This is a genomic window from Micromonospora sp. NPDC003241, assembly GCF_053589795.1.
The window spans coordinates 100,875-123,579 of the sequence record NZ_JBSFSO010000001.1; the positions used below are offsets into that span (position 1 = coordinate 100,875).

The 22,705-nt window shown below is 71.8% G+C and carries 20 protein-coding genes, 1 pseudogene and 1 riboswitch; of the genes and pseudogenes, 2 read left to right on the forward strand and 19 right to left on the reverse strand.

The annotated features are described in order from the left end of the window. Nucleotides 1–12 precede the first annotated feature (12 nt). From thiD to ACWDVW_RS00475, 6 genes are all read right to left on the reverse strand, one after another. Entirely contained in the window at nt 13–804 is a 792-nt protein-coding gene (gene thiD / locus ACWDVW_RS00450; protein ID WP_350692845.1) for a bifunctional hydroxymethylpyrimidine kinase/phosphomethylpyrimidine kinase, read from the reverse strand. Nucleotides 805–1,235: 431 nt separating this feature from the next. Beyond that, nucleotides 1,236–1,940: a thiamine phosphate synthase gene (locus ACWDVW_RS00455; protein ID WP_449943495.1), complete on the reverse strand. Its 705-nt coding sequence runs from the start codon at nt 1,938–1,940 to the stop codon at nt 1,236–1,238. 59 nt (nt 1,941–1,999) lie between these two features. After that, entirely contained in the window at nt 2,000–2,818 is an 819-nt protein-coding gene (locus ACWDVW_RS00460; RefSeq protein WP_449943009.1) for a thiazole synthase, read from the reverse strand. A 5-nt stretch (nt 2,819–2,823) separates the two neighbouring features. Continuing rightward, nucleotides 2,824–3,024 (reverse strand): sulfur carrier protein ThiS, encoded by a 201-nt coding sequence (gene thiS / locus ACWDVW_RS00465; protein WP_396690286.1) that lies wholly within the window; start codon nt 3,022–3,024, stop codon nt 2,824–2,826. Between the two features lie 14 nt (nt 3,025–3,038). Then, nucleotides 3,039–4,184, reverse strand: coding sequence for a glycine oxidase ThiO (gene thiO, locus ACWDVW_RS00470; protein ID WP_449943013.1), 1,146 nt, complete (start codon nt 4,182–4,184; stop codon nt 3,039–3,041). Beyond that, on the reverse strand, nt 4,178–4,804 hold the full coding sequence (locus ACWDVW_RS00475) for a thiamine phosphate synthase (RefSeq protein ID WP_449943015.1): 627 nt from the start codon (nt 4,802–4,804) through the stop codon (nt 4,178–4,180). The genes thiO and ACWDVW_RS00475 overlap by 7 nt, the downstream gene beginning before the upstream one ends. Then, nucleotides 4,799–4,908: riboswitch (TPP riboswitch) on the reverse strand. It overlaps the preceding gene by 6 nt. 391 nt (nt 4,909–5,299) lie before the next feature. Here ACWDVW_RS00475 and ACWDVW_RS00480 point away from each other — a divergent pair. After that, nucleotides 5,300–11,077: a ThuA domain-containing protein gene (locus ACWDVW_RS00480; RefSeq protein WP_449943017.1), complete on the forward strand. Its 5,778-nt coding sequence runs from the start codon at nt 5,300–5,302 to the stop codon at nt 11,075–11,077. 96 nt (nt 11,078–11,173) lie between these two features. Here the strand turns inward: ACWDVW_RS00480 and ACWDVW_RS00485 are convergent, their stop codons facing one another. Genes ACWDVW_RS00485 through ACWDVW_RS00495 form a run of 3 tightly spaced genes read right to left on the reverse strand, consistent with a single transcriptional unit; the run spans nt 11,174 to nt 14,491 of the window. Further along, entirely contained in the window at nt 11,174–12,124 is a 951-nt protein-coding gene (locus ACWDVW_RS00485) for an aldo/keto reductase (protein WP_449943498.1), read from the reverse strand. A 19-nt stretch (nt 12,125–12,143) separates the two neighbouring features. After that, entirely contained in the window at nt 12,144–13,832 is a 1,689-nt protein-coding gene (locus ACWDVW_RS00490) for an ABC-F family ATP-binding cassette domain-containing protein (RefSeq protein WP_449943019.1), read from the reverse strand. A gap of 56 nt (nt 13,833–13,888) precedes the next feature. Beyond that, complete coding sequence (locus ACWDVW_RS00495; protein WP_449943021.1) at nt 13,889–14,491, reverse strand: class I SAM-dependent methyltransferase; 603 nt, start codon at nt 14,489–14,491, stop codon at nt 13,889–13,891. A gap of 114 nt (nt 14,492–14,605) precedes the next feature. Between ACWDVW_RS00495 and ACWDVW_RS00500 the strand changes: the two genes are divergently transcribed. Then, nucleotides 14,606–15,802: a hypothetical protein gene (locus tag ACWDVW_RS00500; RefSeq protein ID WP_449943024.1), complete on the forward strand. Its 1,197-nt coding sequence runs from the start codon at nt 14,606–14,608 to the stop codon at nt 15,800–15,802. Between the two features lie 9 nt (nt 15,803–15,811). On the opposite strand, the gene truA is transcribed toward ACWDVW_RS00500, so the two are convergent. The 10 genes and pseudogenes from truA to map all read right to left on the reverse strand — a co-directional run bounded on the left by truA (nt 15,812) and on the right by map (nt 22,686). Continuing rightward, nucleotides 15,812–16,642 carry a tRNA pseudouridine(38-40) synthase TruA gene (gene truA, locus ACWDVW_RS00505; protein WP_449943026.1) on the reverse strand — a complete coding sequence of 277 codons (831 nt, stop codon included), beginning with the start codon at nt 16,640–16,642 and terminating at the stop codon, nt 15,812–15,814. 67 nt (nt 16,643–16,709) lie between these two features. Continuing rightward, a complete protein-coding gene (rplQ, locus tag ACWDVW_RS00510) occupies nt 16,710–17,270 on the reverse strand; it encodes a 50S ribosomal protein L17 (RefSeq protein WP_449943028.1) in 561 nt (186 codons plus the stop codon). A gap of 34 nt (nt 17,271–17,304) precedes the next feature. Then, entirely contained in the window at nt 17,305–18,327 is a 1,023-nt protein-coding gene (locus ACWDVW_RS00515; RefSeq protein ID WP_074472529.1) for a DNA-directed RNA polymerase subunit alpha, read from the reverse strand. A 98-nt stretch (nt 18,328–18,425) separates the two neighbouring features. After that, on the reverse strand, nt 18,426–19,052 hold the full coding sequence (gene rpsD, locus ACWDVW_RS00520) for a 30S ribosomal protein S4 (RefSeq protein ID WP_350692864.1): 627 nt from the start codon (nt 19,050–19,052) through the stop codon (nt 18,426–18,428). 14 nt (nt 19,053–19,066) lie between these two features. Further along, nucleotides 19,067–19,474: a 30S ribosomal protein S11 gene (gene rpsK, locus ACWDVW_RS00525; RefSeq protein WP_007073011.1), complete on the reverse strand. Its 408-nt coding sequence runs from the start codon at nt 19,472–19,474 to the stop codon at nt 19,067–19,069. A 132-nt stretch (nt 19,475–19,606) separates the two neighbouring features. After that, complete coding sequence (gene rpsM / locus ACWDVW_RS00530) at nt 19,607–19,987, reverse strand: 30S ribosomal protein S13 (protein ID WP_117226239.1); 381 nt, start codon at nt 19,985–19,987, stop codon at nt 19,607–19,609. A 214-nt stretch (nt 19,988–20,201) separates the two neighbouring features. Further along, nucleotides 20,202–20,315 carry a 50S ribosomal protein L36 gene (gene rpmJ, locus ACWDVW_RS00535; protein WP_012184307.1) on the reverse strand — a complete coding sequence of 38 codons (114 nt, stop codon included), beginning with the start codon at nt 20,313–20,315 and terminating at the stop codon, nt 20,202–20,204. 91 nt (nt 20,316–20,406) lie between these two features. After that, nucleotides 20,407–20,628 (reverse strand): translation initiation factor IF-1, encoded by a 222-nt coding sequence (gene infA, locus ACWDVW_RS00540; protein WP_007073013.1) that lies wholly within the window; start codon nt 20,626–20,628, stop codon nt 20,407–20,409. A gap of 414 nt (nt 20,629–21,042) precedes the next feature. Beyond that, a pseudogene (locus tag ACWDVW_RS00545) lies at nt 21,043–21,588 on the reverse strand (DUF1707 SHOCT-like domain-containing protein); the annotation flags it as partial. Between the two features lie 246 nt (nt 21,589–21,834). Further along, the gene (gene map / locus ACWDVW_RS00550) at nt 21,835–22,686 is read right to left on the reverse strand and encodes a type I methionyl aminopeptidase (RefSeq protein WP_449943033.1); all 852 of its coding nucleotides are present in this window, start codon (nt 22,684–22,686) and stop codon (nt 21,835–21,837) included. Nucleotides 22,687–22,705 lie beyond the last annotated feature (19 nt).

The window sequence follows — 22,705 nt, forward strand, 5'->3', positions numbered from 1 at the left end:
AGCCTCCCTCGCCTAAGCGGACCAGCCGAAGTGGTCCATCGGGCCGCGTCCCGCGCCCAACTCCCAGTCCCGCGCACCGGCCAGCGCACGGGTCACGTACTCCTTGGCGGCGGCGACCGCCACCGGCACCGGATCGCCCAGTGCCAGCCGCACGGCGGTCGCCGCCGAGAACGAACAACCGGTGCCGTGCGTGTGTCGGGTCGGCACCCGGGGTGCCCGCAGCACCGTCGTGCCGTCCGGGCCGTGCAGCACGTCCACCGCCTCGTCGCCGGTGTCCACGTCACCGCCGGTCACGATCACCCACTCGGCACCGCCCGCCGCCAGCGCCCGCGCCGCCGCCGTCATCTCCGCCACGCCGGTCACCGGCGCCCCGGTGAGGGCGGCGGCCTCCGCGCTGTTCGGCGTCGCCACCCGGGCGTACGGGAGCAGCCGCTCCACCGCCTCCACCACCCCGAGTCGGTGTCCACTGGTGGCCACCAGCACCGGATCGACCACGAGCTGCGGCAGTCGACCGGCCGCCGCCGCCTCGGCGATCGCACCCGCCACCGCCGGCGTACCGAGCATCCCGGTCTTGACCGCGCGCACCGTGAAGTCGGACAACACGCTGTCCAACTGGTCGCTGACCGTCTGCGGCGGCAACGGCAGCACCGCGTCCACCCCCCGGGTGTTCTGCGCGGTCACGGCGGTGAGCACACTCGTGCCGTACGCACCGAGCGCGGCGAAGACCTTGAGGTCGGCCTGGATGCCGGCACCGGCACCGGAGTCCGAACCGGCGACGGTGAGGACGGTCGTTGGGGTTCTCACGTGTCTCCTCTTGGCTTGTTCTTGACTCTGGTTGCGGTTTGGGGCTGCGGCCGACCGTGCCCACTCCGGGCGGTCAGGCTTGATCCCTGCGTGGGCACGGTCGGCCGCAGCCCCGTCGTGGTCGACGCCCGTCGAGACGGATGGGTGGCGGCTTTGGGTGTCCTGCCTTGGGAGAGGCTGGTGGGGTGGGGCTTCGTGTGTCGCCCGGCGAGGGGATGGTGGGGGCTTCGGGTGTCCTGCCTTGGGAGAGGCTGGCGGGGTGGGGCTTCGTGGGCGTCGCCTGCCGAAGGGCTGGTGGGGGCTTCGGGTGGCCTGCGGTGGGCAGGGGTGGCGGGGTGGGGCTTCGTGGGCGTCGCCCGGCGAGGGGCGGGTGAGGGCTTCGGGTGGCCGGCGGGATGGGGCCGACGGGGTGCGGGCCGGCGGGGTGGGGGTCATTGCTGGGCGGGGGTGGTGGGGGCGGGGCCGGGGCGGTGGGGGGTCTGGGGTGAAGTCGTCTGGAGAAGCTCGTGGTGGGCGGTGGTGAGGGTGGTGGCGACCTGCCGGGGGTTTCGGGCCCGCATGATGGCGCCCTGGACGGCCACGCCGGTGGCGCCGGCCTCCACGCAGGCGCGGACCTGGGCGGGAGTCTCGATGCCGCCGAGAGCGAGAACGGGCACCGGGCTGCGACTCACCAGGGCGGCCAGACCGTCGGGGCCCAGCGGTGGGCCGTAGCCGGGTTTGCTGCGGGTGGGGAAGACCGGTGACAGGGTCACGTAGTCCTCGGTGGTGAGTCGGTCCAGCTCCGCCTCGTCGTGGCAGGAGCGGCCGACCAGGTCGGCGACGGGTGGCGGGTACGGACCGGCGGCCGGCAGGTGGAGCGCGACGAATGCCCCGCCGAAGGTGCTGGGGATCCGTGGGGCGGGCTCGGTCTCGGGCAGGAGCGGATCGGGGCCGGCGACGATCAGGGTGCCGCCCGCCTCGGCCAGGATCGGTCGCAGCTCGGCGGCGAGCACCAGGCGCTCGGCACGCGGCAGGTCCTTCTCGCGCAGCACCACGCACCGCACTCCCCCGGCCACCGCCTGCGCCACCGCATCGCACAGGTCCCCCCGCACCGCCCGGCGGTCCGTCAGCAGCACCACACCCGAGACCGGTTGGATCCTGGTGCGAAACGGCCCCTGGAGGGGCGGTCTCGCACCGAGATCGGCGAGGTGGCGGGTCACAGGTCGGGTCGACCGTCGTCGGGGGTGGAGGCGAGCGCGTGGAAGCGACGCGGGATGCGTCCCGCGCCGTACGCGAGGCGGCCCGCCTCGATCGCGTACCGCATCGCGGTGGCCATCGCGACCGGGTCCGCGGCCCGGGTGACGGCGCTGGCCAGCAGCACCGCGTCGCAGCCCAGCTCCATGGCCAGGGCCGCGTCCGAGGCGGTGCCGATGCCCGCGTCCAGGATCACCGGGACCGTCACGTCCTGACGGATCAGCCGGATGTGGTGCGGGTTGTTGACGCCCAGCCCGGAGCCGATCGGCGCGCCGGCCGGCATCACCGCCGCGCAGCCCACGTCGGCCAGCCGTCGGGCCAGCACCGGATCGTCCGACGTGTACGGCAGCACGGTGAACCCGTCGTCGACCAGTTCCTCGGCGGCGCGCAGCAACTCCACCCCGTCGGGCAGCAGCGTGCGCTCGTCGCCGATCACCTCCAGTTTGACCCAGTCGGTGTCGAACGCGTCCCGGGCCAGTCGGGCCACCTTCACCGCCTCACCGGCCGTGTAGCAGCCGGCCGTGTTCGGCAGCAGGCGTACGCCACAGCGGTCCAGCAGGTCGAGCAGGCCACCCGAGCCGACCGCCACGGTGTCCACCCGGCGCAACGCCAGCGTGACCAGCTCGGTGCCGGAGGCGCGGATGGCCTGCTCCAACACGTGCAGGTTGGCGGCTCCGCCGGTGCCGAGGACCAGCCGGGATGAGAACCGGACGCCGCCCAGCTCGAAGCCCTTCGCCCCGGAGTCCGTCTCGGGCCCGTCGATCGACGGTGTGTGGTCCATCCCGCTCACCCGCCCTGGGCGGCGCTGAGCACCTCGACCCGGTCGCCGCCCCGCAGCACCGTCGCCGGCCAGTCGGTACGCGGCACCACCTCGCCGTTGACCGCCACCGCCACGCCGCGCTGCTGCGGGGTCACGTCCCGGACCAGCTCGGCGACCGTGACCTCGTCCGGCACGCTGCGCCCGACACCGTTCACCGTCAACTCCATCAGGACTCCTCCGTTCACTGCGTGGGTCGAGTGGCGTCGCCGACGGCGACGAAGCGTTCGGGGCGGAACGGGCTGCCGATCGCGTCGGGGGAACCGCCGGTCACCAGGTCGGCGATCAGGTCGGCGGTCACCGGGGTGAGCACGATCCCGTGCCGGTGGTGGCCGGTGGCGACCAGCACGTCCGGCCGGCCCGGCAACGGACCCAGGATCGGGGCGTTGTCCGGGGTGCCGGGACGCAGCCCGGCGATCGCCTCCACCAGGTCGTACTCGGCCAACTCCGGCAGCAGGTCGATCGCGGCACGCAGCAGCCGCAGCACCGCACCGGCACCGACCGCCAGGTCGGAGCGCTCCTCGACGGTCGCCCCGACCACCACCTCACCGTCGGCGCGGGGCACCAGATAGACGTGCTCGCCGTCGGCGTACCCCCGGATCACGTGCCGGAAGCCCGGCGGACCGCCGTCGGGCGCGCGCAGCCGCAACACCTGGCCCTTGACCGGGCGGACCGGTAGCCCGGTGAGCGCGGCCGAGCCGCAGCCGGCGGCGACCACGGTCACCCGGGCCCCGACGTCGGCCAGGGTCCGCACCGGCTCGGGGACCAGCGTCGCACCGGCCCGCTCGGCGGCGAGCCGCAGCGCCGGCACCAGCCGGCGCGGGTCGACCTGGTGATCGGTGGCGGCGAGGGCGCCGCCCCGGACCCGGACGGCGAGCGCCGGCTCACGGTCGCGAAGCTGCGAGGGGCGCAGCGGCGTCACCGGCAACCCCAGTTCCTGCTGGTACGCCCAGAGTCGACGCGCCTCGGCGAGGTCGTCTGCGGTCAGCCCGACCATCAACGTGCCCTCGGTGCGGTAGCCGATGTCGGCGCCGGTCGCCTCGCTCAGCTCGGCGGCGAACGCCGGCCAGCGGGCGGCCGACTCGGTGAGCAGGGCGGTCAGCTCGTGCTCACCGAAGTACGCCTCGGCCACCGGCGCGAGCATCCCGGCGGCGACGTGCGAGGCACCCGAGCCCGGCGCGGGATCGTGCACGACCACCCGCAGTCCGCGCGCCGCGCAACGCCAGGCGATCGCCAGCCCGATCGGGCCCCCACCGGCCACCGCAAGGTCGGGGGGAAGGAAGGGCCCCCTGTTAACGCCTCCGGTATAGGAAGGGCCCCCTGCTAACACGTCAACGCCCCGATCAGCTCGCCCGCGACGCGGCCGGGATCGGCGGCGGCGGAGAGCGCACCGACCACCGCCACCCCGTACGCCCCGGCGGCGCGCAGCGCGGGCACGTCCGCCACCGTCACCCCGCCGATGGCGTACACCGGCACGGTGACCGCCTCGGCCACGGCCCGCAGCCCGGAGACGCCGATCGCCGGCGGCAACCCGTCCTTGGTGGTGGTGGCCCGGCACGGACCGACGCCCAGATAGCTCGCGCCGGCACCGACCGCCTCGGCTGCCGTCGCCGGTTCGCGGGCGGTGGCGCCCAGCACGGCGGCCGGGCCGAGCACCTGCCGCGCCGCCGCGACCGGCAGGTCGTCCGCACCCACGTGGCCACCGGCCGCGCCGGTGGCCAACGCCACGTGCAGCCGGTCGTTGACCAGGCAGTCGACCGCGTACGGCGCGCAGAGGGCGAGCACCCGTCGGGTCAGGTCGTACGCCTCGCGGTCGGTGGCGGAGTCCTCCACCCGCACCTGCACCAGCAGTTCGGTACGCGCCACCGGGAGTACGGCCCGGAGCACGGCGAGCGGATCCCGCCCGGGCCGGGTGTCGGTGATCAGATGCAGTCGTCCCAGGGACGGCACGGCAACTCTCCTCCCTGCGCCGGCATTACCCGGATCAGGTTCGACGGTCGGGGGCTCACAGCCCCCCTCTCAGCCCGGTCGACCGGGCTCCCGTGGGTCACTTGCGTGGCCACCGTACGACAGATCCGCTGACCTGCCAAGGTGCGTCCCGCAGGGACGACGGCTCTGCCGCTGGTGTTAGCAGGGGTCCCTTCCTATACCGCAGGCGTCAGCAGGGGACCCCTCCTTTCATCGGTGGAACGCGTACTTCGTACATATAAACGGTAATTACAGCCCACCGATACCGAAACGTTACCCATCGAAACCTTGCCATGGATCGATTCAGCGGAATTAATTTGTTCAGCGATTCGACATAATGCCGCAACGGAAGCCCTGGCACGGCCCTCCGGCTGCGGCTCCATCAGGGACGGTCTTCGGCGAGCCGGCCCCCGCGACCCCTGTCCGGCAAGGATCAAGGAGACCGGAGTGTTCCGACCACGCCGTATGCGCGTGCCCATGACCGCCACCCTTCTCACCCTCGGACTGGCCGCGACCACGCTCGCCGGTGCACCCGCCGCCCAGGCCGCCCCCGCCCGGACCGTCCCGGTCGCCCAGGCACCGGCCCCGCAGGCCGACGCCGACCCGTTCTCGGTGCTGGTCTTCTCCAAGACCGCAGGCTTCCGGCACGGTTCGATCCCGAGCGGCATCGCCGCCATCCAGCAGCTCGGCGCGGAACACGGTTTCACCGTCGACGCCACCGAGGACAGCACCGCCTTCACCGACCAGAACCTCGCCGGATACCAGGCCGTGATCTGGCTCTCCACCACCGGTGACGTGCTCAACGCCGACCAACAGGCGGCGTTCGAGCGCTACATCCGGGCCGGTGGCGGGTACGCCGGCATCCACGCCGCCTCCGACACCGAGTACGACTGGGAGTGGTACGGCGGTCTGGTCGGGGCGTACTTCAACAGCCACCCGGCCAACCAGCAGGCCACGGTCAAGGTGGAGGACCCGGCGCACCCGTCCACGGCGGATCTGCCGGATCGCTGGTCCCGGTTCGACGAGTGGTACAACTACCGCACCAACCCGCGCGGCAAGGTGCACGTGCTGGCCACGCTGGACGAGACCAGCTACTCCCCCGGTTCCGGCGCGATGGGTCACGACCACCCGATCGCCTGGTGCCAGGACTACGACGGCGGCCGGGCCTGGTACACCGGTGGCGGCCACACCAACGAGTCGTACGCGGAGCCGCAGTTCCTCGGCCACCTGCTCGGCGGCATCCGGACCGCGGCCGGGGTGCAGGACGCCGAATGTGGCGCCTCGTTGACCGCCAGCTTCGAGAAGGTGACGCTGGACAGCAACACCAGCAACCCGATGGAGCTGGACGTGGCCTCGGACGGCCGGGTCTTCTACATCGAGCGCGACGGCCGGGTACAGATCGTCAAGCCGGACACCGGCAACACGGTCACCGCCATCGACCTCGACGTCTTCACCGGCAACGAGGACGGGCTGATCGGCATCCGCCTCGACCCAGACTTCGCCACCAACAACTGGGTCTACCTCTACTACGCGCCGAACGACGGGGTGGCGCGTAACGTGCTGTCCCGGTTCACGGTAAGCGGTGACGCGATCGACGCGGCCTCCGAGAAGGTCGTCCTCCAGGTCGACACCCAGCGCAACACCTGCTGCCACGCGGGCGGCACCATGACGTTCGACTCGGCCGGCAACCTCTACCTGGCCACCGGGGACAACACCAACCCGTTCCAGTCGGACGCGTACACGCCGATCGACGAGCGGCCGGGCCGCGCCGACTACGACGCGCAGCGCACCTCCGGCAACACCAACGACCTGCGCGGCAAGGTCCTGCGGATCCACCCGGAGGACGACGGGACGTACACCATCCCGGAGGGCAACCTGTTCCCGCCGGGCACCGAGAAGACCCGGCCGGAGATCTACGGCATGGGCTTCCGCAACCCGTTCCGGATCGGCATCGACCCGGCCACCGACACCCTCTACGTCGCCGACTACGGTCCGGACGCCGCTTCGGCCAACCCGAACCGTGGCCCGGCCGGTCTGGTCGAGTGGAACATCGTGGCCGAGGCCGGCAACTACGGCTGGCCGTACTGCCACGGCGGGAACCAGGCGTACAACGACTACCAGTTCCCGTCCGGCCCGAGCGGGCCGAAGTTCGACTGCGCCGCCGTGGTCAACAACTCGCCGAACAACACCGGCCTGACCAACCTGCCGCCGGCCATCGCGGCCACCGTCGACTACGGCTACGCGGGTGACCCCCGGTTCCCGGAGATCGGTGGCGGCGGCGCGCCGATGGGCGGCCCGGTCTACCGGTACGACGCCGACCTCGACTCGGACCGCAAGTGGCCGGCGTACTACGACGGCAAGGCGCTGCTCGGCGAGTGGAACCAGTCCAAGATGTACACGATGCAGGTCAGCGCCGACGGGCGGGAACTGGTCGACATCAACCAGTTGCTCACCGGGATGACCTTCATCCGGCCGATGGACTTCGAGTTCGGCCCCGACGGCGCGATGTACCTGATCGAGTGGGGCAGCGGCTTCGGCGGCAACAACGACAACTCCGGCGTCTACCGGATCGACTACATCGCCGGTGACCGGGCCCCGATCGCGGTGGCCTCCGCCGAGCCGACCTCCGGTCCGGCGCCGCTGACGGTCGAGTTCTCCAGTGCCGGGTCACGTGACCCGGACGGCGGCGTGCTGACGTACTCCTGGGCGTTCGGCGACGGCGGCACCTCCACCGAGGCGAACCCCACACACACGTACGCCGAGGCCGGCAACTACACCGCCCAGCTCACCGTGACCAACCCCAACGGCCGTACGGCGGTGGCGAACGTCCCGGTGACCGTGGGCAACACCGCGCCGACGGTGGAGATCGAGTTCCCGCCCAACGGTGGCTTCTTCAACTGGGGCGACCAGGTCAAGTACTCGATCACCGTGACCGACCCGGAGGACGGCGAGATCGACTGCGCCGACGTGCAGCTCCAGGTGCTGCTCGGGCACGACGAGCACGCGCACCCGCTGGAGCAGCACACCGGATGCACTGGCACGGTGCAGACCCAGCTCGCCGCCGGGCACGGCGCCGAGGCGGACGTCTTCACCGTCCTGGAGGCGACCTACACCGACAAGGGTGGCTCCGGCGGCGCCAGCCCGCTGACCGGCCGGATCATCGAGATCCTCCAGCCGAAGCGCAAGCAGGCCGAGTACTTCAGCGACACCGGCCGCACCGCGGACGGCACCGGCGGTGGTGAGCCCGGCGTGCAGCGGGAGACCACCGGCGACACCGCGGGCGGCGGCGAGAACATCAGCTTCATCGAGGACGGCGACTGGTGGTCGGTGGACCCGGCCGACCTGACCGAGATCGACCAGATCCGGTTCCGCGCTTCCTCGGGCGTTCAGGGCGGTGTGATCGAGGTCCGGGCCGGCGCGGTCGACGGACCGGTGGTCGCCACGGCCACCGTGCCGGGCACCGGTGACTGGCAGACGTACACCGACGTCACCGCAGAGGTCACCGGGCCGGCGAGTGGATCGCTGTTCTTCGTGGCCCGGCACCCGAGCGGCGGCTCCGGCTCGCTGTTCAACGTCAACTGGGCGGACTTCGTCGGCAAGGGCGTCACCGACAACGCCCCGCCGACGGTCACCGCCACCGCCACGCCGGGCACCGGCACCGCGCCGGTCACCATCGCGTTCGGCGGCACGGCCGTCGACCCGGAGGGCGACACCCCGCTGACGTACGAGTGGGACTTCGGTGACGGTGGCACCGCCGACACGCTCCAGGCCGAGCACACGTACGAGCGGCCCGGCAACTTCACCGCCACCCTGACGGTGACGGACAGTCGGGGCGCGTTCTCGTACGCCACCGTGCCGGTCCGGGTCGACGCGCCGAACACCTCCTGCGTCGGCACGCGCTCGGACGACTTCGGCGGCACCACCCTGGACCGGGAGCGCTGGACCAGCGTGGTGCGGGAGAACCAGCTCCTGTCCGTCGGCGACGGCGCGCTACGCCTGCCCACCTCGGCCGGTGACCTGTACGGCAGCCGCAACGACGCCACCAACCTGGTGCTCCAGCCGGCGCCGTCGGGCGCCTGGTCGGCGACCACCAAGGTGACCCTGCCGGTGACGGCCGACTACCAGCAGGCCGGTCTGCTGGTCTACGGCGACGACGACAACTACGCCAAGGTGGACCTGCTCTACAACGGCAGCCGACGGGTGGAGTTCATCCGCGAGACCGCGGGTACGCCTCGCAACGAGGGTGCCGACAGCACGGCGGCACCGGCCGGTGACACCGTCCACCTGCGGATCAGCAGCGACGGCACCAGCCTGACCGCCGCGCTCTCGTCCGACGGGCTGACCTTCACCCCGGTCGGTCGGGCGGCGGCGCTGGAGGGCATCGAGAACCCCCGGATCGGTCTGTTCGCCCTCAACGGCGGCACCACCGCGCCGGTGGTGGACGCCGCGTTCGACTGGTTCCAGGTGACGCCGGACGAGCCGGCCGGACCGGTCGACCCGTCCGACGAGTTCACCGGCGCGGCGCTGGACAAGTGCCGGTGGAACGCGATCCTCCGGGAGGACGCCACCGCGTACCTGGTGGCCGACGGGGCGTTGCACATCGACGTACCCAACGGTGACATCTACGGCACCGACAACACCGGGCCGACGAACTTCATCCTGCAGAACGCGCCGGACGGCGACTGGACGCTGGAGACGAAGGTCGACGGCAGCCTGCTGGACGAGCAGTACCAGCAGGGCGGGTTGATCGTGTACGGCGACGACGACAACTACGTCAAGTTCGACTTCGTCGTCGACAACCAGGCCGGCTCGCCGGTGTCGCGACGGATCGAGTTGCGCAGCGAGATCGACGGGGTGATCCAGAACCCGCAGCCCGGCGCGGAGGGCCTGACCGAGTCGGTGTGGCACCTGCGGCTGGCTCGCAGCGGCGACACCTTGACCGGGTCGTACTCGGCGGACGGGGACACCTGGACGACGCTGACCGAGCTGACCAACGCGGCGGTCGGGCCGACCCCGAAGGTGGGCCTGTTCGCCCTCGGGGGCAACCAGACCGCCTCGAAGCAGGTGTCGTTCGACTACTTCCGGCTGAGCACCGGCACGGTCGACGACACCGCGCCGGTGACCACCGCCGAGGTCGCCGGCACGCCGGTGGAGGGCTGGTACACCGGCCCGACGACGGTCACGCTGACCGCCACCGACGAGGGCGGCAGCGGGGTGGCCCGCACCGAGTACCAGCTCGACGACGCCGACACCTGGACCGCCTACACGGCTCCGGTGGCGGTCTCCGGGGACGGTGAGCACGAGCTGCGGTTCCGCTCGGTCGACGAGGCCGGCAACGTGGAGGAGACCCGGACGGTCGACGTCCGGATCGACACCACCGCGCCGGTCAGCACCGCGGCGTTCGCCCCGGCGAACGACGCGGGCTGGCACGACGGCACCGTTCCGGTGGTGCTCTCCTCGACCGACGCCGGGTCCGGGGTGAAGTCGCTGGAGTGGTCGCTGGACGGCGGCGACTGGACGCCGTACACCGAGCCGGTGGAGATCAGCGGCGACGGGGCCCACGAGTTGCTCTACCGGGCCACCGACAACGTCGGCAACGCCGAGACGCTCAAGTCGGCGGTGGTCCGGATCGACGGCACCAAGCCGACGCTGCTGGTCTCCGGCATCGCCGACGGCCAGCTCTACGGCGACAGCCAGGACGTACGGGTGTCCTGGCAGGCGGTGGACCCCACCTCGGGGATCGCCACCGTGGTCGGCCGGCTCGACGACCGCCCGTACGTCAGCGGCACCCTCCAGGCGATGTACGAGCTGCCGCTGGGGCTGCACGAGCTGACCGTGACCGCGACCGACAAGGCGGGCAACGCCACCACCACGACGGTCCGGTTCTTCGTCACCACCTCGTTCCGGGACATGCAGAACCTGCTGGACCGGTTCAAGGCGACGGGCCGGCTCTCCACTCGGGCGCACACCCAGTTGTCGAACCGGCTCTCCAACGCCCGTACGGCGGAGGCGGCCGGCAACGACCAGCGGGCGATCAACCAGCTCACCGCGTTCCGGGGGCTGGCCGCCGACGCCTCGCTGGTCGGCGAGGCGGAGATCCGGGACGTGCTGGTCCGGGACACCGATGCCATGATCGTCCGGCTCGGCGGCACGGCCAGCAAGGCGGGCGTACGCGCCAACGACGGCGAGTCCGTCGCCGGCACCGGACGGCTGGGTGGCGATCCCACCCGGCTCGCGCCCGGCCGCCGGTTGTAGGAGCGACCGCCAGTCCTCCTGACGGTCGTTCTCCGCAGGTGATCGGGGCCCCGTCCGGCGACCAGCCGGGCGGGGCCCCTTCGCGTGCGCTGCCCCCTACCGGTCGAGCACCGCGCGCAGCGCCTTGAGGTCCGCCTCGCCCGGCTGCCAGTTGCCCGCCTCGGCGTTGGCGCGCACCTGGTCGGGCGTGGTGGCTCCGGCGATGACCGAGGTCACCGCGGGCTGGGCGGCCAGTCCGCCGATCGCCACGTGCAGCATCGACACCCCCCGCTCGGCGGCGTACGCCTCGATGCCCTCGATGGTGTCCCAGTCGGCGGCGGCGAGCCGCTGGGCGTACCGGCCGCCTCCGGCGAGGCGGCTGCCGGCCGGCGGTGCCTCGCCACGCTTGTACTTGCCGGTGAGCAGCCCGTTGGCCAGCGGGAAGAACGGCAGCATGCCGAGGCCGAACCGCTCGCAGGCGGGCAGCACCTCGATCTCGGCGTCCCGGTTGAGCAGGCTGTAGTGGTTCTGGGCGCTGACGAAGCGGGCGGCCCCCCGGGTCTTCGCCGTCCAGTCGGCGTCCGCGATCTGCCACCCGGCGAAGTTCGAGTTGCCCAGGTACCGCACCTTGCCGGCCCGGACCAGGTCGTCCAGGGCGGCGAGCGTCTCCTCGATCGGGGTGCCCGGGTCAGGCTCGTGGAACTGGTACAGGTCGATGTAGTCGGTGTCCAGGCGACGCAGGGACGCCTCCACCGCCCGGATGACGTACCGCCGCGAGCCGCGTACGCCGAAGTCCCGCCCGTTGTCGCCCCCCATCGACATGCCGAACTTGGTCCCGATCACCACGTCGTCGCGACGGCCCTTGAGGGCCGCGCCGAGCTGAGCCTCCGACGCGCCGTGCGGCTCGCCGTAGATGTCGGCGGTGTCGAAGAAGTTGATCCCGACGTCGAGGGCGGCGTCGACCACCGCGCGGGTGCCGTCCAGATCGAGTTTGCGGCCGAAGTTGTTGCAGCCGATCCCCACGACGGACACCACGAGCCCGGAGTCGCCCAACCGGCGATAGGTCATCTCAGTCACGAGATCAACCCTATGTCGATCGCCCGACCTCCCACACCGGCTCCGGCGTCTCCACCACCTCACCGTCACCTCTGAACAGCAGAAAGCGGTCGAAGGTCCGGGTGAACCAGCGGTCGTGGGTGACCGCCAGCACGGTGCCGGAGAACGCGGCCAACCCGGCCTCCAACGCCTCGGCCGAGGCCAGGTCGAGGTTGTCCGTCGGCTCGTCGAGCAAGAGCAGGGTCGCCCCGGACAACTCCAGCAGCAGCACCAGGAAACGGGCCTGCTGGCCGCCGGAGAGTGTGCCGAAGCGCTGGTCGCCCTGCCCGGCCAACTCGTACCGGCTGAGCGCGGCCATGGCCGCGTGCCGGTCCATGCCGGCGCGGTGGTCGTCGCCCCGCCACAGGATCTCGGCCAGTGTCTTCGCCATCAGCTCCGGCCGGTCGTGGGTCTGCGAGAAGTGCCCGGGACGCACCCGCGCACCGAGCCGGGCCGTCCCGTCGTGCGCCACCGGCGCGAGCGCCGCCGCCCCGTCGACCGGGCCGTTGGCCGGATCCGGGTCGGTGCCACCCCGGGCCAGCAGGCGCAGGAAGTGGGACTTGCCGGTGCCGTTGGCGCCCAGCACCGCCACCCGGTCGCCATACCAGACCTCCAGGTCGAACGGGTAGGTCAGGCCGTCCATCTCGAGCTGTTCGCAGACCAGGGCCCGCTTGCCGGTCCGGCCGCCGGCCAGCCGCATCCGGATGTCCTGGTCCTTCGGTGGTACGGGCGGCGGCCCGGCCTCCTCGAACTTGCGCAACCGGGTCTGCGCCGACTGGTACCGGGAGGCCATGTCCGAGTTGTACGCCGCCTTCTGCTTGTACATCAGCATCTGCTCGCGCAGCTTGTGGTGCTCCTCGTCCCACCGTTTGCGCAGCTCGTCGAGGCGGGCGTGGCGGGCCATCCGAGCCTCGTGCCAACTGGCGAAGCCGCCCGGGTGCACCCAGGCGCTGCCGCCCTCCACGGCGACCACCCGGTCGGCGGTGTGCGCCAGCAGCTCCCGGTCGTGCGAGACATAGAGCACCGACTTGGCGGACTCCCGCAGCCGCGCCTCCAGCCAGCGCTTGCCGGGCACGTCGAGGAAGTTGTCCGGCTCGTCGAGCAGCAGCACCTCCTCCGGGCCGCGCAGCAGCAGTTCGAGCGCGAACCGCTTCTGCTGTCCACCGGAGAGGGTGCGTACCGGACGCTGCCGGGCGGTGTCCCACGGCAGGTCGAGCACGATGGTGGCGACGGTGTCGAACAGCACCTCGGCGTCGTACCCGCCGGTCTCGCCCCAGGCGGCCAGCGCGTCCGCGTACGCGAGCTGGGCCTTGCCCGCGGTGGTGCTGTACTTGCCGCGCAGCTCGGCCGCGCGCATGGCCGCCTCGGTCTCGGCCAGCCGGCGGCCCGCGTCCCGAAGCGGCGGCGGAGCCAGCGACAGGGCCAGGTCGGCCAGCGTCGACTCGTCGCCGATCATGCCGATGAACTGGCGCATCACGCCCAGGCCACCGGCCCGCGCGATGGTGCCCGTGCGGACCGGCAGGTCACCGGCGACCATCCGCAGCAGGGTGGTCTTGCCGGCGCCGTTCGGCCCGACCAGTGCCACCTTGGCGCCCTCACCGACCCGGAACGACACGTCGGTGAAGAGTTCCCGCCCGTCCGGTAGTACGTGTCCGACCGCTGCCACGTCGACGTATCCCACGCCGGCATCCTGCCGGAGCCGGGCCGGGTGGCCAACCGATTAGTCGCGCCGAACGGTCAGCGGGTGATGCGGAGCACCCGGAAGCCCTTCTGGCTGGCGTGCCGCTCGACCCGCCAGCCTTGATCGACCAGCCAGCGGTGCAGCGAGTCGCCGCCGAGGTGGCGGGCCACCACCAGCCAGGCCACGCCGCCCGGGGCCAGTCGTGGCAGCCAGCGGCCGAGTAGTCGGTGCAGGTCCTCCTTGCCGATCCGGATCGGCGGGTTGGACCAGATCTGCGCGAAGTCGAGGTCCGCCGGCACGTCCTCGGGAGCGGCCACCCGTACCCGGTCCGCGACGCCGAGCCGTTGCGCGTTCCCGGCGGTCAGCTCCCGGGCCCGCTCGTTGACGTCCACCGCCCAGACGGTCGCCTCGGGCGCCACGCTGGCCAGGACGCAGGCGATCGGCCCGAATCCGGAGCCGAGGTCGAGCAGCGGACCGGCGGCCGACGTCGGCAGCTCGGCCTTGCGCAGCAGCACGGCGGTGCCGGGGTCCAGCCGGGTGGCCGAGAACACCCCGCCCGCCGACGCCAGGGCGTAGTCGCGGCCGGCGACGCTGAACTGCACCTCGCGCGCCTGGGCGGGCGTGCTCGGTTCGGCGGTGAAGTAGTGGTCCCCGGTCACGCCGGCCATTCTCGCACCGAGCCGGAACCGACCGGACCGACGGGAGTGGTCCGGGCCGTCGGCACATCCGGCAAAATGCCCACTAATGGGGTAAAAATCCTTACTCTGGTCACCATGTATCGGTACGACTCCGATGAGGACGCATACCTCCAGTACGGCGACGACGATGCCGAGTCAGTTCCGGCCGGCGACGCCCGCCGTCCGGGTGGTCCCTCCCCGTCGCGCTTCCCCACACCGTCGCTGACGCGCCCCAACCAGCTCCTGCTGCCCTCGGCGGCAGCGGCCCCCGACGCGGAACCCCCGCCTCCGCCGGAGCTGGCCACACCGCCCGAGCTGGCCACACCGCCCGAGCTGGCCACACCGCCGGAGCCGATCGGCCCGCGGGCGCCCCACCCGCCGGAGCCCGACCCGGTCCTGCCCCCCGGGGTGTACGCGTCGAGCACCGCCGCAGCGGCCTCGACGTCTCTCACCGGGTACGAGCAGACTGCCGCCACGCCACCGTCCACACCGGTGAGCCCGCCGCCGCGCGTCGGCGGCAACCGCACCTGGCAGGTGCTGATCGGCGGTGCCGCCGCGCTCGTGCTGCTCGGGCTCTGCGGCCTCACCGCCGGCGCCCTGATGGACGGTGGACAGTTCATCGGCCAGCAGGCGGCACCCACCGCCGAGCCGCAGGACACCCCGGGCAGCGAGCCCGCCGCCAGCGACCTGGACTCGCGGGACACCGACTCCACGCCGCTGTCCGCCCGCGAGGTCTTCCCGGCCAGCACCCTGACGATCGACGGCAGCAACGCCGACTACGAGGTCCTGCGGACCCAGTCCAGCGCGAGCTGCGCGGTCGCGGCCACCGGCGAGGTCGCCGAGTCCCTGACCCTGCTCGGCTGCAACCAGGTGGTCCGGGCCACGCTGCGCACGCCCGACGGTGAGCACCTGGTCACCACCGGGTTGTTCAACCTGACCGACCGGTCCAGCGCGGAACGGGCCCGGGACCGCATCCGGCAGGCGCTGGACGCACGGCAGGGCCGGTTCCGGGGCATGTCGGCCGGCGACGGGACCGACGTCATCACCTCCGCACCCGCCCGGGTCGGCTGGCAGGTACGCGGCCACTACCTCGGCTACGCGGTGGTGGCCCGCACGGACGGGGCGGCGGTCCGTTCCGGCGACACCACGGTCCGCGAGATCCTCTTCGACATGCTGGAGATGCACCTCAGCCGCGACGTGCTGGAGCGGCGGGCAGCCGGTGGAACGGCGACCCAGCCGAACCCGACGCCCACCGACGACACCGGCGACCAGGGCCCCGACAACGGAAACTGAGGAGGCGGCTCAGGCCTCGGCCGGCACCCGCAGCCGTCGGGTGGCCTCGGCACGGCGGGCGTACTCGGCCGGATCGTCCGGGTAGCCGACCGCCACCAGGGTCAGCCCGTGCGCCGGTGCCACCGTCACCTCGCTGGACCGCTCCCGCCGCGTGAGCAGGCCGGCCGGCCACTCGACCGGCCGGCGCCCGTCCCCGGCGACCAGCATCGCGCCGACCAGGCTGCGCACCATCGCCTGGCAGAACGCGTCGGCCTGCACGGTGGCGACCACGACGCCGTCGGCCTCGCGTCGCCAGTCCAGTCGGGTCACCTCCCGCAGCGTGGTGGCGTTCTCCTTCCGCCGGCAGTACGCGGCGAAGTCGTGCTCCCCCACCAACCCGGCCGCCGCGGCGGCGAGCCGGTCGACGTCGAGCGCGCGCGGCCAGGCCAGGATCTCGTGCCGGCGCAGTGGCTCGGCGCCCCAGGGCGCGTCGCTAACCCGGTACTCGTAGCGCCGGAAGGTCGCCGAGAAGCGGGCGTCGAAGCTCTCCGGCACCACGCTCATCGCGCGTACCCGCACGTCGCCCGGGAGCAGCCGGGCCAGCCGACGCAGCAGGCGCCCATCGTGCGCCCGCCACACCTCACCGGGCACGTCGACGTGGCAGACCTGCCCGGTGGCGTGCACCCCGGCGTCGGTGCGCCCGGCCACCGTCAGCCCGGCCGCGACACCGGCCCCGAGCACCAGGTCCAGCGCCTCCACCAGCACACCGGCGACGGTGCGCCGCTCCGGCTGGGCGGCCCACCCCGAGAAGCCGGTCCCGTCGTACGCGACGTCCAGCCGCAGCCGGGTGCGCTCCTCCACGTCGTACCTCCTCGACGAGTCGGGCCCGGCACCCCCGTGGGGATGCCGGGCCCGACGACGGCCTGACTCAGGCCTTGCCTTCCTCGGTGGCCAGGTCGCTGTCCTCGCGGGCAGCGGCGGTGTCACCGGACGCCGACACCGGCGGCTCGGCGTCCTGGTCGTCCGACCGGTTCGCCGGGGCCTCGTCGGTCGGGGCCAGCGCCTCGACCTTGTCCTGCTGCGCGGCCTTGCGGGCGGCGGTCTTCTGGTTCACCTTCGGCTCGGTGACCTGAAGCTCCTCGACCAGCTCGATGATCGCCATCGGCGCGGCGTCGCCCTTGCGCGGACCGGTCTTCACGATCCGGGTGTAGCCGCCGGGCCGGTTGGCGTACCGCGGCGCGATCTGGTCGAACAGGGCGTAGACCACGTCCTTGTCCTTGACCACGGTCAGCACCCGCCGACGCGACGCGAGGTCACCCCGCTTGGCCTTGGTGATGAGCTGCTCGGCGAGCGGACGCAGCCGCCGGGCCTTGGTCTCGGTGGTCTTGATCTTGCCGTGCTGGAACAGCGCGGTGGCCAGGTTGGCCAGCATCAGCCGCTCGTGCGCGGGGCTGCCGCCGAGGCGGGGGCCCTTGGTGGGCGTGGGCATGCTTGGTGCTCCTCAGGTGTGGCGGCAGCGCGGACTAGAGCTGCTCGGTCTCGCGATAGTCGTCGGTGTCGTAGTCGGCCTCGCCGAAGGTGTCCACGACATGCGCCGGGTCGAAGTTCGGAGCCGAGTCCTTCAGCCCCAGACCCATTCCGGCGAGCTTCATCTTGACCTCGTCGATCGACTTCTGGCCGAAGTTGCGGATGTCGAGGAGGTCCGCCTCGGTACGCCCGATGAGCTCACCAACGGAGTTGATGCCCTCGCGCTTGAGGCAGTTGTAGGAGCGGACGGTCAGGTCCAGCTCCTCGATCGGCAGGGCCAGGTCCGCCGCCAGCTGCGCGTCCTGCGGCGACGGGCCGATGTCGATGCCCTCCGCCGTCTCGTCCAGCTCCCGGGCCAGCCCGAACAGCTCCACCAGCGTCGAACCGGCCGAGGCCAGTGCGGTACGCGGGCCCATCGACGGCTTGGTCTCGACGTCGATGATCAGCCGGTCGAAGTCGGTCCGCTGCTCGACACGGGTCGCCTCGACGCGGTACGTCACCTTGAGCACCGGCGAGTAGATCGAGTCGACCGGGATCCGGCCGATCTCGGCACCCGCCTGCTTGTTCTGCGCCGCCGTGACGTAGCCCCGACCCCGCTCGACGGTCAGCTCCATGTCGAGCCGGCCCTTGCCGTTGAGGGTGGCGAGCTTCAGGTCCGGGTTGTGCACCGAGACACCGGCCGGGGGCTGGATGTCACCGGCGGTCACGTCGCCCGGGCCCTGCTTGCGCAGGTACATGCTGACCGGCTCGTCGTGCTCGGAGCTGACGCAGAGCTCCTTGATGTTCATGACGAGCTCGACCACGTCCTCCTTGACCCCGGGGATCGTGGTGAACTCGTGCAGCACACCATCGATCTTGATCGAGGTGACCGCAGCACCCGGGATGGACGACAGCAGCGTACGCCGCAGCGAGTTGCCCAGGGTGTAGCCGAAGCCCGGCTCCAGCGGCTCGATGGTGAACCGGGACCGGGTCTCGTTGATCGACTCTTCGGAGAGAGACGGTCGCTGGCTGATGAGCATGTTTTCTCTTCTCTTCCGGGACGCCCGCTATATGACGTCCACGACACAACGTGTTCCGGTGGCCCGCCCGTCGCCGGGCGGGCCACCGCAACGAGCCCTTACTTGGAGTAGAGCTCGACGATCAGCTGCTCCTGGACCTGGGTGTCGATCACCTGACGGGCCGGGAGCGAGTGCACGAGCACCTTCATCTGGCTGGGGATGGCCTCGAGCCACGCCGGGACCGTCTTGGAGCCGGCCTCGGCCTGCGCCACGATGAACGGGGTGAGCTCCTTGCTCTTCACCCGAACCTCGATGATGTCGTGCTCCTTGACGCGGTACGACGGGATGTCGACCTTCTTGCCGTTCACCGTGAAGTGACCGTGCTTGACCAGCTGACGGGCCATGTCCCGGGACTTGGCGTAGCCGGCCCGGTAGACCACGTTGTCCAGCCGCGACTCGAGGATCTGCAGGAGGACCTCACCGGTCTTGGCCTGCTTGGCCACGGCCTCCTCGTAGTAACCGCGGAACTGCTTCTCCAGCACGCCGTAGACCCGGCGAGCCTTCTGCTTCTCACGGAGCTGGAGCAGGTACTCCGTCTCCTTGGTGCGGCCGCGGCCGTGCTGCCCGGGCGGGAACGGCCGGGACTCGAACGGGCACTTCGGACCATCGCACTTGCTGCCCTTGAGGAACAGCTTCATCTTCTCCCGCCGGCAACGGCGGCAGTCAGCACCGGTGTAACGAGCCATCTCTCTCTAACCTCTCAGACCCGACGACGCTTCGGCGGACGGCACCCGTTGTGCGGCTGGGGGGTGACGTCGGAGATCTGCCCGACCTCCAGACCCACCGCCTGCAACGAACGGATGGCGGTCTCCCGGCCGGAACCGGGACCCTTGACGAACACGTCGACCTTGCGCATGCCGTGCTCCATGGCCCGACGCGCGGCGGCCTCGGCGGCCAGCTGCGCGGCGAACGGAGTCGACTTGCGCGAGCCCTTGAAGCCGACCTGGCCGGCGGAGGCCCACGAGATGACGGCACCGGTCGGGTCCGTGATGGACACGATGGTGTTGTTGAAGGTGCTCTTGATGTGCGCCTGCCCGTGGGCGACGTTCTTGCGTTCCTTGCGCCGGACCTTCTTGACTGCGGCTCCGGCACGAGCCTTCGGTGGCATAAGTCTGTGCGCTCCTGTTTTTGGTTCTCGATCGGTTCTGGCTCTTCGCCCCGTTGATCAGATAGACACCGGTTCCGGTGGGAGCCCGGCCTACCTCGACGGAGAACGACCAGAATTCCGGTTGAAGAACTACTACTTCTTGCCGGGCTTCTTCTTGCCGGCGACCGTCCGCTTCGGGCCCTTGCGGGTACGCGCGTTCGTGCGGGTCCGCTGGCCACGGACGGGCAGTCCCCGGCGGTGCCGGATACCCGCGTAGCAGCCGATCTCGACCTTGCGGCGGATGTCAGCGGCGACCTCGCGGCGCAGGTCGCCTTCTACCTTGTAGTTGGCCTCGATGTGGTCACGGAGCTGGACCAGCTCCTCGTCCGTGAGGTCCCGGGCGCGCTTGTCCGGCGAGATGCCGGTGGCGGCGAGCGTCTCCAGAGCGCGGGTACGACCCACGCCGAAGATGTAGGTGAGCGCAATCTCCAGCCGCTTCTCGCGGGGGAGATCCACGCCGACTAGACGTGCCATCTGCGGGCGTACTCCTTGTGGTCTTCTGCCGGAGGTGTGGTCCCGTCCCACCCCGCTACGCGGCCGTCCCGTCTTTCCGGCGCGGTACACGCCGGCGACCGGGATGGTCGCTGCCCGAGCGGGCCCCGGCCTCCGACCGGGGGTCAACCACGAGAAAGTACGCGCTGCGCACCGCTCGCGGCTGGGACGAGCATGTGTGATGTGTGGGCTGGGTTCAGCCCTGGCGCTGCTTGTGGCGCGGGTCGGTGCAGATCACCATGACCCGGCCGTGCCGGCGGATAACCCGGCACTTGTTGCAGATCCTCTTGACGCTCGGCTTGACCTTCACGGTTGCCTTACTTCCCATCTGGCCCGGCGCCACGAGGCGCGACACCGGACGTCGAAGACGGACACGGGACGATTTCCGGCCGCCGTCAGGCTTACTTGTAGCGGTAGACGATGCGCCCGCGAGTCAGGTCGTACGGCGAGAGCTCGACGACGACCCGGTCCTCCGGCAGGATGCGGATGTAGTGCTGCCGCATCTTGCCGCTGATGTGAGCCAGCACCTTGTGGCCGTTGGCGAGCTCCACCCGGAACATGGCGTTCGGCAGGGGCTCGATGACCCGACCTTCGATCTCGATGGCTCCGTCTTTTTTCGGCATGTCCTCCGCTGTCCTGACGTCGGTTACTCCGGACGGCCCACAACGTCTTACACGGGTGACTGATCAAGATCAGATTTCCCGCGCCAGCCGCGGCTCCGCGTCCCACCGAAGCGCTGGTGGGCATGGCGGAGTGGACGCTGTGCGCCGATCAGAAAGTGTACGCCCGCCTGCACGTCGTCGCCAAACCGACCGGCCAGAGTACGCCGATGGGATGGACAAACCCGGCGTTCAGCCCGCCGCGTCGCGCTCCGCACGGCGTACCCCACCGGTGGACTCAGGTTCGGCCGGCGTACCGCTGCGGGCCTCCGAGTCCTGCTCCTCGGCCTGCGGGTCCGCCCCCGGCCGCTCGCGCTCCGCGCCCGGTCCGGGGACTCCGGTCGGCCGGTCTCGCTCCGCGCCCGGCCCGGTGAACCCGGCCGCCGTGGCGGTGATCTCGTCGGGCTGCTCGGCGGCGAGCGCGGCACGCTCCCGCTTGCGGGCCTTCTTCTCTTTCCGACGCTGCCGACGGCGTTCCTGCTGCGCCGCCCACCGCTGCGGCTCGCCGGTGCTCAGCCCGGTGACGGTACGCACCACCTGCACCGCGCCCCACGGCCCGGCCACCCAGATGGGCCAGAAGTACACCAGATCGCGGGCGGCGAACGAGGTGACCGCCCAGATGGCGACCACGATGCCGACGGTCTTGAGCCACGGCTCCCACACGTCGACCAGCCAGCGGACGGTCACTCCACGCCCGGCGTCGGGGAGCACCGGCGCGTCGGGCTCCTGCCGTGCCGGCACCGCCCCGGGCAGGTCACCCGTCAGGGCGTCGAGTTCCGCGTACGTCCGTGCCGCGTAGGCCCGCTGCAACCGCTCGTCGTACTCGTGCAGGTCCAGCCGGCCCTCGTCGAGCGCCTCCCGGAGCCGTTCGGCGACGGCCTGCCGGTCGGAGTTCGCTGCCCGCATCCCGTCCTGCCCGTCCATGTCGGCAAGCATGCCATCGTGCTGCCAGTCCGGCTAACCTGCGCCCGCCCGTCGTCGCGCCAGGGCGACGACAGCCACCCGGCCGCGATCACGGAGAGTAAGCACGGTGAGCGGGTCGTGTCGAACGTCACAGGGCCGGCGACCGAGGCGGGGCCTCCTCGGCCCGCCGAGGGCCGGCTCGTCAGCGGCTCCGCGCCGATGCCCGGCCACGGTCGACCCCACGCCGAGCGCCGGAACAGTGTCGGTTCAGCCCGCCGGCGAGTCGGCGGGCTGGCGGGCGGTGACCAGATCACCGAGGCGGGCTCGGCCGCCGTCCTGGGCGGTCAGCACCCAGACCCCGTCCGGCAGCAGCGCCATGGTGTGCTCGACGTGTGCCGCACGCGACCCGTCCCGGGTGACCACGGTCCAGCCGTCGGCCAGTTCGGCGGTACGCGGCGAGCCCATCGTGATCATGGGCTCGATGGCCAGCGCCATGCCCGTCACCAGACGCGGCCCCTTGCCCGGCCGCCCGTGGTTGAGCACATGCGGATCCTGGTGCATCTCAGTGCCGATGCCGTGGCCGCCGTAGCCGTCGACGATGCCGTACCGGCCGCCCTTGCGGACCGCGTTCTCCACCGCGTGGGAGATGTCGGTCAGCCGGCCCTTGCCGCTGGCCGCACCCCGGGCGGCGGCGGCGATACCGGCCCACATCGCGTCCTCGGCGACGGTGGCCATCCGCAGCAGGGCCGGGTCGACGTCGCCCACCCCGACGGTGATGGCCGCGTCGCCGTGCCAGCCGTCCAGCACCGCGCCGCAGTCGATCGAGATCAGGTCGCCCTCGGCGAGGACCTGGTCCGGCGAGGGGATCGCGTGCACGATCTGCTCGTTGACCGACGAGCAGATCGACGCCGGGAAGCCGTGGTAGCCCTTGAACGAGGGGGTCCCGCCAGCCGCGCGGATCGTCGACTCGGCGATCGCGTCCAGGTCGGCGGTGCTCACCCCGGGGGCCACCGCCTCGCGCATCCGGCGTAACGCCTCGGCGACCACCAGCCCGGCGGCACGCATCTTCTCGATCTGCTCGGGGGTCTTCAGCTGGATGTCCAGCTGGGGACGACGCATCGGGGCGCTACCTTTCGTT

Excerpts from the sequence above, each read along its gene's own strand:
- rpsM (WP_117226239.1), bottom strand. The coding sequence starts at position 19,987 with ATGGCACGTCTAGTCGGCGTGGATCTCCCCCGCGAGAAGCGGCTGGAG.
- ACWDVW_RS00500 (WP_449943024.1), top strand. The coding sequence starts at position 14,606 with ATGTATCGGTACGACTCCGATGAGGACGCATACCTCCAGTACGGCGAC.
- rpsK (WP_007073011.1), bottom strand. The coding sequence starts at position 19,474 with ATGCCACCGAAGGCTCGTGCCGGAGCCGCAGTCAAGAAGGTCCGGCGC.
- ACWDVW_RS00515 (WP_074472529.1), bottom strand. The coding sequence starts at position 18,327 with ATGCTCATCAGCCAGCGACCGTCTCTCTCCGAAGAGTCGATCAACGAG.
- ACWDVW_RS00460 (WP_449943009.1), bottom strand. The coding sequence starts at position 2,818 with ATGGACCACACACCGTCGATCGACGGGCCCGAGACGGACTCCGGGGCG.
- thiS (WP_396690286.1), bottom strand. The coding sequence starts at position 3,024 with ATGGAGTTGACGGTGAACGGTGTCGGGCGCAGCGTGCCGGACGAGGTC.
- rplQ (WP_449943028.1), bottom strand. The coding sequence starts at position 17,270 with ATGCCCACGCCCACCAAGGGCCCCCGCCTCGGCGGCAGCCCCGCGCAC.
- ACWDVW_RS00485 (WP_449943498.1), bottom strand. The coding sequence starts at position 12,124 with ATGACCTATCGCCGGTTGGGCGACTCCGGGCTCGTGGTGTCCGTCGTG.
- rpsD (WP_350692864.1), bottom strand. The coding sequence starts at position 19,052 with ATGGCTCGTTACACCGGTGCTGACTGCCGCCGTTGCCGGCGGGAGAAG.
- ACWDVW_RS00480 (WP_449943017.1), top strand. The coding sequence starts at position 5,300 with ATGACCGCCACCCTTCTCACCCTCGGACTGGCCGCGACCACGCTCGCC.
- map (WP_449943033.1), bottom strand. The coding sequence starts at position 22,686 with ATGCGTCGTCCCCAGCTGGACATCCAGCTGAAGACCCCCGAGCAGATC.
- infA (WP_007073013.1), bottom strand. The coding sequence starts at position 20,628 with ATGCCGAAAAAAGACGGAGCCATCGAGATCGAAGGTCGGGTCATCGAG.